The sequence below is a fragment of the Massilia sp. Soil_C_3 genome (genome assembly GCF_057657035.1).
In genome coordinates this window covers 33,189-46,249 of record NZ_JBDGJG010000003.1, presented here as the reverse complement: position 1 = coordinate 46,249, position 13,061 = coordinate 33,189, and the positions used below count along the sequence as shown (strand labels likewise).

Below are 13,061 nucleotides of genomic sequence, written 5' to 3'. Positions count from 1 at the left end.
CCGTACGGTGTGGGCGGGCCACTCCTCCTGTGCTAATTTTTTGGGCACTGCCGCCAATCCGGCGGAGCGATTGGTTTCTTTCCTGATCAGGAGGTGTGCCATGAAACGAGCCCTCACCGCGTTCGCGCTGGCCGCGTCGACAGTTGCCGCTGCCACCAGCCAGGCCGCGCCGGTCTACTACCGTGCGGTAGCCAGCGGTCCCGCCGAAGACATTCCCAACGGTTCGCCGGGATCGAGCGTCTCGGCCTTCGAGATCGACGACCTCATCCTGCGCGCCGAGGTCCCGTTCCGCGACCTGTCCAGCCCGACCATCAGCGCCCACATCCACTGCTGCACGGTGGACGCCTTCCGCGGCGTGGCGCCGGTCGCCATCCCCTTCACCGGCTTCCCGCTGCAAGTCACGGCCGGCGCCTATACGGCCAACTTCGACCTGGGCGACCCGGCGACCTACAATCCCGATTTCCTGGCCGCCAACGGCGGCACGCCGCAGCTGGCCAGCGGCGCGCTGATCGATGCGTTCAACGGCAACCAGGCCTACATCAACATCCATACCGAGCGCTATACGGGCGGCGAAATCCGCGGTTTCGCGGTCGCGGCCCCGATTCCGGAGCCGCATACGTGGGCGATGATGGGGATGGGCCTGGGCATGCTGGCGCTGCTGGCGCGGCGCGGCTTTACTCCGCAGCCGCGCCTGGCGAAATAGCTTGCGCGGCTGCGCGGCGCGCCAGCAGGCGGCCCCAGGCGGGGATTGCCGCCTGCCAGAAGTCCTCGCGCGAGCACGGCTGCGCTGGCGCGAAGTCGAGGTCCAGATCGAGGTAACGGGCTGCCTGCACCAGTGCGGCGACGGCGGCGGCTTCGTCCCCCGCCGTCACCGCCAGCGCGCCGGTCTGCTTCGACAATTTTTCACCGTTCTCGTTGCGCACCACCGGCACGTGCAGGTAGCGCGGCGTCGGCACGCCCAGCAGGCGCTGCAGGAAGATCTGGCGCGGCGTCGAATCGAGCAGGTCGGCGCCGCGCACGACGTCGGTCACGCCCTGTTCGGCATCGTCCACCACCACCGCCAACTGATAGGCCCAGAAGCCGTCGGCGCGCTTGAGCACGAAGTCGCCCGAGTCGAGCGCCAGGTGCTGCGTGACCGTGCCCGCGAAACGGTCGATGAAGGTGATCTCGTCAAGGCCGGCCTCGGGTACGCGAACCCGCAGGCTGCGCATGGTGCGGTCCGGCCCCAGGCCGTGGCGGCAGGTGCCGGCATAGATCGCCGCGCCGTCGGGTGCAAAGCCCAGGCGCGAATCGGCGATCTCGCGCCGGTTGCAGCCGCAGGGATAGGTGTCTAGCGCGATTCGCTCCGCCGCCGCCTGGTACAGGTCTTTGCGCTGACTTTGCCAGACGATCTCGCCGTCGGCATGCATGCCCAGCGCGTCCAGCAGCGCGAGGATTCCCTCGGCCGCACCTTGCACGCTGCGGCCCTCGTCGACGTCTTCGATGCGCACCAGCCAGGTGCCGTCGTGCCAGCGGGCGTCGAGGTAGCTGGCCAGCGCCGCCACCAGCGAACCGGCGTGCAGCGGGCCGGAGGGCGATGGGGCGAAGCGACCTATATAAGCTTGGTTCACTTGCTTACTTCTTAGCCTTCTTCTCTTGCTTGGCGATGATGCCGGTGACCTGGTCGATCACCTCGTTCGGCACCGCCAGCGACAGCTGATAGTGGACGAGCTCGAAGCCGGTCGTGGTCTTGCGGATCACGCCGCTGGCCATCGCATGGCCCATGTTCTTTGTATCGAGCAATTCATCGAACCAGATGAGCGACTTGTCGGCGGACGCATAGACGTTACGGCGGGTCGCCTTGAAAGTCCAGGCCGACTTGGCGTCGAAATACTTCTTCGACCAAGCCTTGAATTCGTCGCGGGTCCACAGCTCGCTGCGGTCGGTGCCGATGTAGACACCGTCCTTGGCGATCTTGTCGAAATAGGCCATCCGCGTGTTCGCCGCGTCGTCATGCCATTCGTCGACGAAGGCGTTGACCTGCTTCGTCAGTTCGGCATCGGTGGCGGCATTGGCGGCGCCAATCAAGCCCAGGCACAGCAAGCAGGCGGTCAGGAAGCGTTTCACGAAAAGTCCCTTCGATAGAGTTTGAGCGCAGTTATTGTACACATGCAAATGTGCTCGCAACACACCACGCCCACATCCCGCTATCGATGCAACTCCCCTGCCCGTTCCGGCTGGTAGTCGATGTCGAGCACGACGGCCTCGAAAGTGCCGCCGCCCGGGCGTTGCCAGGTGATGCTGGCGCCGACGCGCAAGCCCAGCAAGGCGGTGCCGACCGGCGTCAGCACCGACAATTGCTCGCCGCTGTCCTTCATGTCTTTCGGATAGCTCAGGGTCATGGTCACGTCTTCGTCGGAACCGGCGAAGCGGAAGCGCACCCGCGAGTTCATGGTGACGACGTCGGGCGGCATGTCCCACGGCTCGACCATTTCAGCACGCTCGAGTTCGCTCAACAGGGCGTCACGCGCATTGGCTTGCGCGGCGGGAAGGCGGTCGAGGATGCGTTCGAGACGCTCGAGGTCGAGCCAGGATACGACGATGGAAGGTTTCATGTGTTCTCCACAAAATGACCGGATAAGGTCAAGAATGATGACGGCGCCGCATGGTCGATGCGGCGATTCAGTGAATGGAGGCGGCCCGGGAGGATGGACAGGCGCTGGCCTGCCGTGTTCCTCACCGAGCCCGGGAAAGCCGGGCGAGGTCGAGGCTGGAAAGGTGCGCCGCTCGACGCGATGCCACACGCACGCGCACGCCGCCATCGCCCAGGGGCGATGTGGCGTCAAACGGTGGCAGGCAAAATGGATTCATGGCGGGCGGCTGGGACGATTAGCGCAGTATAGCCCGCTTTGCCGTCCAGTCAACCGGCAGCTGATCTGGACGATGGCTTGTTTACTTGCTGGCGGCCGCTTTGGTCACGAGTGCGTCGAGCACCTGGCCGGTCGCCGTCATCAACTGGCCCACATCCTGGATCTTGTTGGCCTGCCGCACCGCATCGGGCGACACGACATACTTGCCGTCGATGACGACCGTCGGCGTGCCGCTCACCTTGTAGGCGTTGGCGATCTGCGACAGGCGCTTGAGCCTGGTCTGCACGCCGAACGAGTTCCACGCCCCCATGAATTTCGCCTTGTCCAGGCCGTTCGCCGCGGCCCAGGCGATGATGTCGTCGTCCTTCATCAGGCGCTTGCGTTCGACGTGCACGGCGCGGAACACGCGGTGGTGGTAATCCTCGACCTTGCCCATCGCTTCCAAGGTCAGGTACAGGCGCGCTTCCGGGTCGAGCGGCCCCTGGAACGGCAGCGGGATGCGGCGCATGACGATATTGTCGCCCTGCTTCTTCGCCCAGTTGACGAGGGTCGGCTCGAATGCGTTGCAGGCGCCGCAGTGATACGCGAAGAACTCGATCACTTCGACCTTCTTGCCGCTCGCCTGGGTCGCCTGCGGCTGTGCGAGGGTCGTGAATTCGGCGCCGTTGCGTGGGTCGGTGGGCGACGCGTCGGCGATACCCGCGGCCAGTGCGACCGCAATCAGGGCAAAAAGCGGGGCAAAACGCATGAGACGCATATCTTTCCTTCGGCAAATAAGTGGACGAAGGCGAGAGTACCACTTTTTCATGCTCTGACGACCAGGCTACGGCTGTGTGCGACTGGGAGCCCCGGACCGCGAGAAAAAGCAGCGGATAAAAAAAGCGGGCCGAAGCCCGCTTTCCGATGACGCCGCGTCGTGATTAACGCTTGTCGATCGCTGGCACGTCGCGCACCGGCGAACCGACGAACAGCTGACGTGGACGGCCGATCTTCTGCTCTGGATCGGCGATCATTTCGTTCCACTGTGCGATCCAGCCGATGGTGCGGGCCATGGCGAAGATGCCGGTGAACATCGAGGTCGGGATGCCCAGGGCCGATTGCACGATGCCCGAGTAGAAGTCGACGTTCGGGTACAGCTTGCGCGACACGAAGTATTCGTCGTTCAGGGCGATCTTTTCCAGTTCCATCGCCAGCTTGAACAGTGGGTCGTCCTGCAGGCCCAGCTCTTCCAGCACTTCGTGGCAGGTTTCGCGCATCAGCTTGGCGCGCGGGTCGAAGTTCTTGTACACGCGGTGACCGAAGCCCATCAGCTTGACGCCCGAGTTCTTGTCCTTGACCTTCTCGATGAAGGCCGGGATGTTCTCGACCGAGCCGATTTCTTTCAGCATGGTCAGTGCGGCTTCGTTGGCGCCGCCGTGGGCAGGGCCCCACAGGCAGGCGATGCCGGCTGCGATACAGGCGAACGGGTTGGCGCCCGACGAACCGGCCAGACGGACGGTCGAGGTCGATGCGTTCTGCTCGTGGTCCGCGTGCAGGATCAGGATGCGGTCCAGGGCGCGCACCAGAACGTCGTTGACCTTGTACTCTTCGCACGGATTACCGAACATCATGTACATGAAGTTGGCGCTGTACGACAGGTCGTTGCGCGGGTACATGAATGGCTGGCCGACCGAGTATTTGTAGGCCATCGCGGCCAGCGTCGGCAGCTTGGCGATCAGGCGGATCGCCGAGATCTCGCGCTGCTTGGCGTCGTTGATGTCCAGCGAATCGTGGTAGAACGAGGCCAGCGCGCCGACGGTGCCGACCAGCACCGACATCGGGTGCGCATCACGGCGGAAGCCACGGAAGAAGAAGTTCATCTGCTCGTGGATCATCGTGTGCTTGGTCACGGTGTCGCTGAACGTCGCCTTCTGCTCTGCGTTCGGCAGTTCGCCGTTCAGCAGCAGGTAGCAGGTCTCCAGGAAGTCGCAGTTGACGGCCAGTTGCTCGATCGGGTAGCCGCGGTACAGCAGCTCGCCCTTGTCACCGTCGATGTAGGTGATGCTCGAGTTACAAGCGGCGGTCGACATGAAGCCAGGATCGTAGGTGAACTTGCCGGTCTGGGCATACAGCTTGCGGATGTCGACGACGTCCGGGCCGATGGTGCCCTTGTAGATTGGCATGTCGACCGACGGGCTGCCGTCCGAGAACGACAGGGTGGCTTTGGTATCAGAGATGTTCATGGCACTTCCTTCTTGTGGGAGTGGGTTCTACAAAATAAAACGAAACCGGAGGGCGCCGCGACCAGCCCGCGAGGCAGACCGGATGCCCAATTTCGCTTACGCTTGCCGCAACCGCGCCAGCAAGGCACGCACATGCGGCAGGTCGACTTCGCCGGAAGGCTCGGAGCGTCCCAGCAGCAGGTCCATCAACGGGTTGTCCGCCAGATCGAGCAGACGGGTCAGCGCATCGACCTCTTCGTCGGTCAGTTCTTCTTCGTGCGCATCGAGGAAGCGCGTGAGAATCAGATCGTTCTCGAGCAATCCCCGGCGTGCGCGCCAACGCAGGCGGGCACGGTTGGCGGGATCGGATTGATGCGCGTTTGCACTAGGTTTCACACTAGAGTCCGTTGTGGGTTCGACATCATACTCCGGCTGCCGCGATTCGGCAGTACGGTACTTTTACTGTATTGCTTCGGCATATTTAATGCCGAACGAGGTATGCACACGTTCGTTGAACGCGTCGGCGGGAGGACCCGTCAACCCGACGTAGGGTTGGCAGCTTTGCTGCCGACGCGTTCAACCGGCGCCCGAAACATCGCGCCGCCAAACGCACGTCTGCACACCACATGCGGCGCCAAACCGGCCGCCGCATGCGTAACACGCCTTAAATGGCGCGACGAACCAGCAATTCCTTGATCTTGCCGATCGCCTTGTTCGGATTCAGGCCCTTCGGACACACGTCCGTGCAGTTCATGATCGAGTGGCAGCGGAACAGGCGGTAAGGATCTTCCAGGTTGTCCAGGCGGTCGTTGGTCGCTTCGTCGCGCGAGTCGGCGATGAAGCGGTAGGCCTGCAGCAGGCCGGCCGGGCCGACGAACTTGTCCGGATTCCACCAGAACGACGGGCACGAGGTCGAGCAGCAGGCGCACAGGATGCATTCGTACAGGCCGTCGAGCTCTTCGCGCTCTTCCGGCGACTGCAGGCGCTCTTTCTCTGGCTTGATCGAATCGTTGATCAGGTACGGCTTGACCGAGTGGTACTGCTTGAAGAAGTTGGTCATGTCGACGATCAGGTCGCGCACCACCGGCAGGCCCGGCAGAGGACGCAGCACGATCGGCTGGGTCAGCTCGTTCAGGTTGGTGGTGCAGGCCAGGCCGTTCTTGCCGTTGATGTTCATCGCGTCCGAACCGCACACGCCTTCGCGGCACGAGCGGCGCAGGGCCAGCGAATCGTCGACGTCCGACTTGATGCGCTGCAGTGCGTCCAGCAGCATCTTGTCGGTGTCTTTCAGCTCGACGGTCACGTCTTGCATGTAGGGCTTCGAATCCTTGTCCGGATCGTAGCGGTAGATTTTCAGTTGGACGGTGCGTGCCATTTGATTACCTGTTCTGGGCCGGAACATCGGTTCCGGCCATGGAAAATATTAGAAAGTACGGGCCTTCGGCTTGAAGGTGTCGACGGTCAGCGGTTTTTGCACGACAGGCTTGTAATCGAGACGGTTGCCTTCCGAGAAGAACAGGGTGTGCTTCATCCAGTTCTCGTCGTCGCGGTTCGGGTAATCGCTGTGGGCGTGGGCGCCGCGCGATTCCGGACGCGCCGCTGCCGACACGATGGTCGCCTTGGCGGTCTCGATCAGGTTGTCCAGTTCCAGCGCTTCCACGCGGGCGGTGTTGAACACCTTCGACTTGTCCTGGAACGACACGTGCTTGCGACGCTCGTCCAGCTTCATGATCTCGGTGACGCCCGTCTCCAGCAGTTCCTGGGTACGGAACACGCCGCAGTATTTCTGCATCGTGGCGCGGATATCGTTGGCGACGTGCTGCACTTTTTCGCCGCCCACCGAGGTCTCGAGCTTGTTCAGGCGCGCCAGGGCGAAGTCGGCCGCGTCCGCTGGCAGCGGCTTGTTCGACTTCTGCTTCAGGTTCGACGCGACGACGTGGTTGCCGGCCGCGCGGCCGAACACCACCAGGTCGAGCAGCGAGTTGGTGCCCAGGCGGTTCGCGCCGTGGACCGAGACGCAGGCGCATTCGCCGATCGCGTACAGGCCATTGACGATCTTCTGTCCGCCGGCGCCGTCAGGCGCAACCACCTGACCGTGAATATTGGTCGGGATGCCGCCCATCTGGTAGTGGATGGTCGGGACGACCGGGATCGGTTCCTTGGTCGCATCGACGTTGGCGAACTTGTGGCCGATTTCCAGGATCGAAGGCAGGCGCTTCTCGATGGTGTCCTTGCCGATGTGGCGCAGGTCCAGCAGCACGTGGTCTTTATTCGGACCGCAGCCGCGGCCTTCCTTGATCTCCTGGTCCATCGAACGCGACACGAAGTCGCGCGGCGCGAGATCCTTCAGGGTCGGCGCATAGCGCTCCATGAAGCGTTCGCCGTTCGAGTTGATCAGGATACCGCCCTCGCCGCGCACACCTTCGGTGATCAGGACGCCGGCGCCCGAGACACCCGTTGGGTGGAACTGCCAGAACTCCATGTCTTGCAGTGGCAGGCCGGCGCGCGCCGCCATGCCCATGCCGTCGCCGGTGTTGATGAAGGCGTTGGTCGATGCGGCGAAGATGCGGCCTGCGCCGCCGGTGGCGAAGATGGTCGTCTTCGCTTCCAGGATCATCACGTCGCCGGTTTCCATTTCCAGGGCCATCACGCCAACCACGTCGCCGTCGGCGTCGCGGATGATGTCGAGGGCCATCCACTCGACGAAGAAGTGGGTGCGGGCGCGGACATTACGCTGGTACAGGGTGTGCAGCAGCGCGTGACCGGTACGGTCGGCTGCGGCGCAGGCGCGCTGGACCGGCTTTTCGCCGAAGTTCGCGGTGTGGCCGCCGAACGGGCGCTGGTAGATGGTGCCGTCGGGATTGCGGTCGAACGGCATGCCGAAGTGCTCGAGCTCGTACACGACCTTCGGTGCTTCGCGGCACATGAATTCGATCGCATCCTGGTCGCCCAGGTAGTCGCCACCTTTGACGGTGTCGAACATATGCCAGTACCAGTCGTCCTCGCTCATATTGCCCAGCGAAGCGCCGATGCCGCCCTGGGCAGCGACGGTGTGCGAGCGGGTGGGGAAGACTTTCGACAGCACGGCCACGTTCAGGCCGGCTTCGGCCAGCTGCAGCGATGCGCGCATGCCGGAACCACCGGCGCCCACGATGACCGCGTCAAAACGACGGGTTGGAATTGCAGTTTTGATTGCTGCCACGATTACACACTCCAGAGAATTTGCACGGTATAGGCGACGCAGCCCACCAGCCAGAAGATGGTGATGAATTGCAGCGTCAGGCGCAGGCCGACGTTCTTGACGTAGTCCATCCAGATATCGCGGATGCCGACCCAGGCGTGGTAGTACAGGCCAAGGAAGGTGACCATCGACAGCAGCTTGAACCACTGTTTCGCGAACAGGCCGGCCCAGCCTTCATACGTGAAATTCTGGCCGGACAGGAACATGGCCAGCAGGACGACGGTATAGACCGCCATGAGGATCGCGGTGACGCGCTGGGCCAGCCAGTCGCGGAAGCCATAATGAGCGCCGACGACGAGGCGGCGCTGGCCGATATTATTCTTGCTTGCCATGGTTTAAAACACTCCGAACAATTTCAGGCCGACCAGCGCGGTCAGCAGGAGGCTGATGATCAGGACCCAGCGCGCGGTCGATTGCGCGGCATCCTTGTCCAGGGCAAAGTGGTTGTCCATGAACAGGTGGCGCACGCCGGCGATGAAGTGGTGCAGGTAAGCCCACGACAGGCCCAGCAGGATGATCTTGACCAGCGGGTGCGACACGATGCCGGCAAAGTAGCCGAACGTCGATTCCGACAGCAGGCTCTGCTGGAACAAATACAGCAGGAACGGCAGCATCAGGAACAGTCCGGCGCCGCTGACGCGGTGCAGGATCGACACGATCGCCGACGGCGGCATGCGATATTTCGTCGTGATATCGCCGATTCCGACGTTGCGATACACCGGCCGCCCTTTCTTGCTTGCTTCTCTCACGGCTTCCGACATGATGGTACACCTCCCATTTATGACAAATTTTTGTATGAACCCTGCATTCTTGCCGATTTCACGTCCTGGTCCGGGAAAGTGGACCAAGCCAGCGGGACAGCGAGCGGCGAACCGGGTCATGTCCGTCGCGTACCCAAAACCAATATATTTTAATCGCATTCGTGCGATTGACGCAGAGGGGAGTTTTATTCCATTTGGCTATTTTCCGAACTATTTGAAAAGACAGAAAACAGAGAATATTTACTCGACTGTTTTCAGCTTTATTCTCCTCACGACAATTCGTTCAAATAATGATGTTTCACGGTCGAATACAGCTCGCGGCGCAGCTCGACGGCCTTGTCGCCATAGGTGAACGACACCCGCTCGCCCAACAGCAGCGGCGTGCCGGGCGCCACCTTCAGGTGCTCGGCCGTGGCCGCGTCGGCCGACACCGCGCGGATCTTTTCGGTGGCGCGGATCATGCGCGTGCCGAACTCGGTCTCGAACAGGCCGTACATCGGCCCCTTGTATTCCTGCAGCCGCTCCGCGCTCAGGCCCTTGAACAGCTGACCCGGCAGCCACAGCTCTTCCAGGATGGTCGGCTGGCCGTCGAACGACTGCACGCGCTTGATGTAGACCACGGCGTCGCCCGACTTGAGATCGAGCAGGCGCGCGACCTCGGCCGGCGCACGCATGCGCTTGACCTCGAGGAAGCGGTTCTCCGGATGATGGGGGAGCCCCTCATCCGGCATCAGTCGCAGGAAACGGAAATGGGCGCGCTCTTCGGCGTGGCTGGCAACGAAGGTGCCCTTGCCCTGGCGCCGCAGCACGAGGTTTTCGGCGGCCAGCTCGTCGATCGCCTTGCGCACGGTGCCCTGGCTGACCTTGAAACGGGCCGCCAGCTCGACTTCGCTCGGCATGAGTTCGCCAGGTTTCCACTCACCGGCCTGCAGGCTCTGGGTGATCAGCGCCTTGATCTGCTGGTACAGGGGCCGGAACGACGGCGAGCCACTGCTGACAGGATCAACGGCCGGATTGGATGGGGCGGAATTCATAGACCGCGATTTCACCACAAAAGTGCATGACCGTCCAGTATTAGAGGCCTTTAGATATGTGTCTTATATAAGACATATGATATTGAATTGACAGACCAAACGGCAGAGGAATACACTCATGGCCGACCGGGAGTCGGCGCCACTCTTCCATGATTGTACGCGCGCGACACCCGTCTTTCGACCTTGAAGGCTTGAAGAGCGCTTTTGGTATCATTGCAGCTTCATCAAACCGCGTGAAGGCAATTTGTAACCAAACAGGCGTATGCTCGGCGTCGACCTTCGGCGCAAACCGTTTTCATTCCCACTTTGGAGATTCATCATGGCTAAAACCCCAATGCGCGTCGCCGTCACCGGCGCGGCCGGCCAGATCGGCTATTCCCTGCTGTTCCGCATCGCCAACGGCGACATGCTGGGCAAGGACCAGCCGGTCATCCTTCAGCTGCTCGAGATCGACAACGAGAAGGCACAGAAGGCGCTCAAGGGCGTCATGATGGAAATCGACGACTGCGCATTCCCACTGCTCGAAGGCATGACCGCCCACTCGGACCCGATGACCGCTTTCAAGGACGTCGACGTCGCCCTGCTGGTCGGCGCCCGCCCACGCGGCCCAGGCATGGAGCGCAAGGACCTGCTGGAAGCCAACGCCCAGATCTTCACCGTGCAAGGTAAAGCCCTGGATGCCGTCGCTTCGCGCAACGTCAAGGTGCTGGTGGTGGGCAACCCGGCCAACACCAACGCCTACATCGCGATGAAATCGGCCCCTAGCCTGCCGGCCAAGAACTTCACCGCCATGCTGCGCCTGGACCACAACCGCGCCCTGTCGCAAGTGGCCGCCAAGACCGGCAAGGCCGTCAAGGACATCGAGAAGATGGTCGTCTGGGGCAACCACTCGCCGACCATGTACGCCGACTACCGCTTCGCCACCGCTGGCACCGACGCCGTCAAGGACCTGATCAACGACCAGGAATGGAACGCCAACACCTTCCTGCCGACCGTCGGCAAGCGCGGCGCAGCGATCATCGAAGCGCGCGGCCTGTCGTCGGCCGCATCGGCCGCCAACGCCGCGATCGACCACGTGCGTGACTGGGTGCTGGGCACCAACGGCAAGTGGACCACCATGGGTATCCCTTCGGATGGTTCCTACGGTATCCCAGAAGGCACCATGTTCGGCTTCCCGGTTACCACCGAGAATGGCGAATACACCATCGTCCAGGGCCTGGACATCGATGCCTTCTCGCAAGAGCGCATCAACCTGACCCTGAAAGAGCTGGAAGAAGAGAAAGCCGGCGTCGCTCACCTGCTGGGCTAAGTTTCAATCTGGCGCGCGGCATTTGCCGTGCGCCGACCGCGCCGTGCCACTCAATTGGCACGGCCGTTTTATGTTGTGAGAGATATGCACCCTTCCGAGGTTTTATTCCAGGGCAAACGCCAGCCACTCCTTCTCCCCGCCTGCGACCACTACGCCGGTTCCGAGAAGCTGATGCGCAAATCGATGGCCCTGCAACAAGAGCTTGGCCCCCTGTTCGACATCACGTTCGACTGCGAAGACGGCGCCACCGCCGGCAGCGAACTGGAGCACGCCATCCTGGTGGCGCAACTCGTCAACAGCGACGACAACCATTTCAACCGCATCGGCGCGCGCCTGCACGAGCCGGCCAGCCCCCATTTTGCGAAAGACGTCGAATTCATCGTGGGCGGCGCGGCCAAGCGCCTGGCCTACATCGTGCTGCCCAAGGTGGAAAGCGCGATGGAAGTCACGCGCGCGATCGACCTGATCAACCAGCATGCCCAGGCCGCCGGCCGCCCTGACCTGCCGGTGCACGTGCTGATCGAGACCCACGGCGCGCTGCGCGAAGGCTACGACATCGCTGCCCTGCCCCAGGTCGAATGCCTGTCGTTCGGCATCATGGACTTCGTGTCGAGCCACTATGGGGCGATTCCCGCGAGCGCGATGCGCACGCCGGGCCAGTTCACCCACCCGCTGGTGGTGCGCGCCAAGCTCGAGATGGTGGCCGCCTGCCACGCCCATGGCAAGGTGGCATCGCACAATGTCACGACCGACATCAAGGACAGCCCGACGGTTGCCAACGACGCCCAGCGCGCCGGCGCCGAATTCGGCTTTACCCGGATGTGGAGCATCCATCCGGACCAGATCAAGCCGATCCTGAAGGCGTTTACGCCGCGCCTGTCCGAGGTCAATGAAGCGACGAATATCTTGACGGAGGCCATGGCGGCGGACTGGGGTCCGATTGCTCAACATGGCCGCTTGCACGACCGTGCGAGCTACCGATATTATTGGTCGGTGTTGCAGCGTGCCAAACTGGCGGGCCTCGCGCTGCCGGAAGCCGCTGCCGCAATCGTCAACCTCCCCGACAGCGAATAAACCGACCATGGCCATCCTCCTCCCGAAAATGATCGCCGCCTGCGCCGTCGCGCTTGCGGCCGCCGTCGCGTGCGCGCCGGCAAGCGCTTCCGTCGCCAAGGAAAAGCATCCGAAAGCGGAAGCGGTCCTGAAAGCGCAAGCCAAGAAGAAGCCGTCCAAGAAGGCCCAGGCGGCTGCAGCGGCCGCTGCGGCAGCCGCCGCTGCGGCGGCAGTTGCGGCGAACCCGCTCGAAATCAACGAGCCGGACATCACCGACACCAAGGTGACCGAATACGCTTGCGAACTCGGCAACAAGATCACTATCTATACCAACGATACCGATGACAGCCATATCGCGCTGCGCTGGAAGCAGCGCCTGCACCGCCTGGCCCGCATCGGCACCACCACCGGCGCGCTGCGCTTCGAGAATCCTCACTATGGCCTGATCTGGATCGGTATCCCGTCCAAGGGCATCCTGCTCGACTCGAAGCTCAACCGCCAGTTGGCCAATGAATGCAAGAACGCCGAACAGTCCGCGATCGTGGCGACCGCGGAACCGGAGGCGAGCAAGACTTGAAGATGCGGCGCGGACTTTCCCGGAAGTCCGCGCCGT

General features: G+C 62.7%; 15 protein-coding genes. 4 read left to right on the top strand and 11 right to left on the bottom strand.

Translation table 11 applies throughout. The annotated features are described in order from the left end of the window. The first annotated feature begins 100 nt into the window (after window positions 1–100). A complete protein-coding gene (locus tag AC3A6F_RS05880; RefSeq protein ID WP_487679034.1) occupies window positions 101–703 on the top strand; it encodes a CHRD domain-containing protein in 603 nt (200 codons plus the stop codon). On the opposite strand, the gene gluQRS is transcribed toward AC3A6F_RS05880, so the two are convergent. From gluQRS to AC3A6F_RS05825, 11 genes are all read right to left on the bottom strand, one after another. Further along, on the bottom strand, window positions 675–1,610 hold the full coding sequence (gene gluQRS, locus AC3A6F_RS05875) for a tRNA glutamyl-Q(34) synthetase GluQRS (RefSeq protein ID WP_487679033.1): 936 nt from the start codon (window positions 1,608–1,610) through the stop codon (window positions 675–677). The genes AC3A6F_RS05880 and gluQRS overlap by 29 nt on opposite strands. 4 nt (window positions 1,611–1,614) lie before the next feature. Next, a complete protein-coding gene (locus AC3A6F_RS05870; RefSeq protein WP_487679032.1) occupies window positions 1,615–2,106 on the bottom strand; it encodes a nuclear transport factor 2 family protein in 492 nt (163 codons plus the stop codon). Between the two features lie 80 nt (window positions 2,107–2,186). Continuing rightward, on the bottom strand, window positions 2,187–2,594 hold the full coding sequence (gene rnk, locus AC3A6F_RS05865; protein ID WP_320476518.1) for a nucleoside diphosphate kinase regulator: 408 nt from the start codon (window positions 2,592–2,594) through the stop codon (window positions 2,187–2,189). A 337-nt stretch (window positions 2,595–2,931) separates the two neighbouring features. Next, the gene (locus tag AC3A6F_RS05860; RefSeq protein WP_487679031.1) at window positions 2,932–3,606 is read right to left on the bottom strand and encodes a thiol:disulfide interchange protein DsbA/DsbL; all 675 of its coding nucleotides are present in this window, start codon (window positions 3,604–3,606) and stop codon (window positions 2,932–2,934) included. 163 nt (window positions 3,607–3,769) lie between these two features. Next, on the bottom strand, window positions 3,770–5,071 hold the full coding sequence (gene gltA, locus AC3A6F_RS05855) for a citrate synthase (RefSeq protein WP_487679030.1): 1,302 nt from the start codon (window positions 5,069–5,071) through the stop codon (window positions 3,770–3,772). Window positions 5,072–5,167: 96 nt separating this feature from the next. Then, complete coding sequence (locus tag AC3A6F_RS05850) at window positions 5,168–5,446, bottom strand: FAD assembly factor SdhE (protein WP_005666165.1); 279 nt, start codon at window positions 5,444–5,446, stop codon at window positions 5,168–5,170. 268 nt (window positions 5,447–5,714) lie between these two features. Next, the gene (locus tag AC3A6F_RS05845) at window positions 5,715–6,425 is read right to left on the bottom strand and encodes a succinate dehydrogenase iron-sulfur subunit (protein ID WP_109346931.1); all 711 of its coding nucleotides are present in this window, start codon (window positions 6,423–6,425) and stop codon (window positions 5,715–5,717) included. Between the two features lie 48 nt (window positions 6,426–6,473). Beyond that, window positions 6,474–8,252, bottom strand: a complete 1,779-nt coding sequence (sdhA, locus tag AC3A6F_RS05840) for a succinate dehydrogenase flavoprotein subunit (protein ID WP_487679029.1) — start codon at window positions 8,250–8,252, stop codon at window positions 6,474–6,476. Window positions 8,253–8,254: 2 nt separating this feature from the next. Next, window positions 8,255–8,623 carry a succinate dehydrogenase, hydrophobic membrane anchor protein gene (gene sdhD, locus AC3A6F_RS05835; protein ID WP_005666160.1) on the bottom strand — a complete coding sequence of 123 codons (369 nt, stop codon included), beginning with the start codon at window positions 8,621–8,623 and terminating at the stop codon, window positions 8,255–8,257. Between the two features lie 3 nt (window positions 8,624–8,626). After that, window positions 8,627–9,052: a succinate dehydrogenase, cytochrome b556 subunit gene (gene sdhC / locus AC3A6F_RS05830; RefSeq protein WP_487679028.1), complete on the bottom strand. Its 426-nt coding sequence runs from the start codon at window positions 9,050–9,052 to the stop codon at window positions 8,627–8,629. Between the two features lie 269 nt (window positions 9,053–9,321). Next, a complete protein-coding gene (locus tag AC3A6F_RS05825; protein ID WP_487679027.1) occupies window positions 9,322–10,086 on the bottom strand; it encodes a GntR family transcriptional regulator in 765 nt (254 codons plus the stop codon). A gap of 319 nt (window positions 10,087–10,405) precedes the next feature. Here AC3A6F_RS05825 and AC3A6F_RS05820 point away from each other — a divergent pair, with 319 nt between their 5' ends. The 3 genes from AC3A6F_RS05820 (at window position 10,406) to AC3A6F_RS05810 (ending at window position 13,025) form a co-directional block, all read left to right on the top strand. Beyond that, window positions 10,406–11,395 (top strand): malate dehydrogenase, encoded by a 990-nt coding sequence (locus AC3A6F_RS05820; RefSeq protein WP_487679026.1) that lies wholly within the window; start codon window positions 10,406–10,408, stop codon window positions 11,393–11,395. Window positions 11,396–11,479: 84 nt separating this feature from the next. Beyond that, complete coding sequence (locus AC3A6F_RS05815; RefSeq protein ID WP_487679025.1) at window positions 11,480–12,469, top strand: HpcH/HpaI aldolase/citrate lyase family protein; 990 nt, start codon at window positions 11,480–11,482, stop codon at window positions 12,467–12,469. Window positions 12,470–12,476: 7 nt separating this feature from the next. Beyond that, complete coding sequence (locus AC3A6F_RS05810; RefSeq protein ID WP_487679024.1) at window positions 12,477–13,025, top strand: hypothetical protein; 549 nt, start codon at window positions 12,477–12,479, stop codon at window positions 13,023–13,025. The last annotated feature ends 36 nt before the right edge of the window (window positions 13,026–13,061 follow it).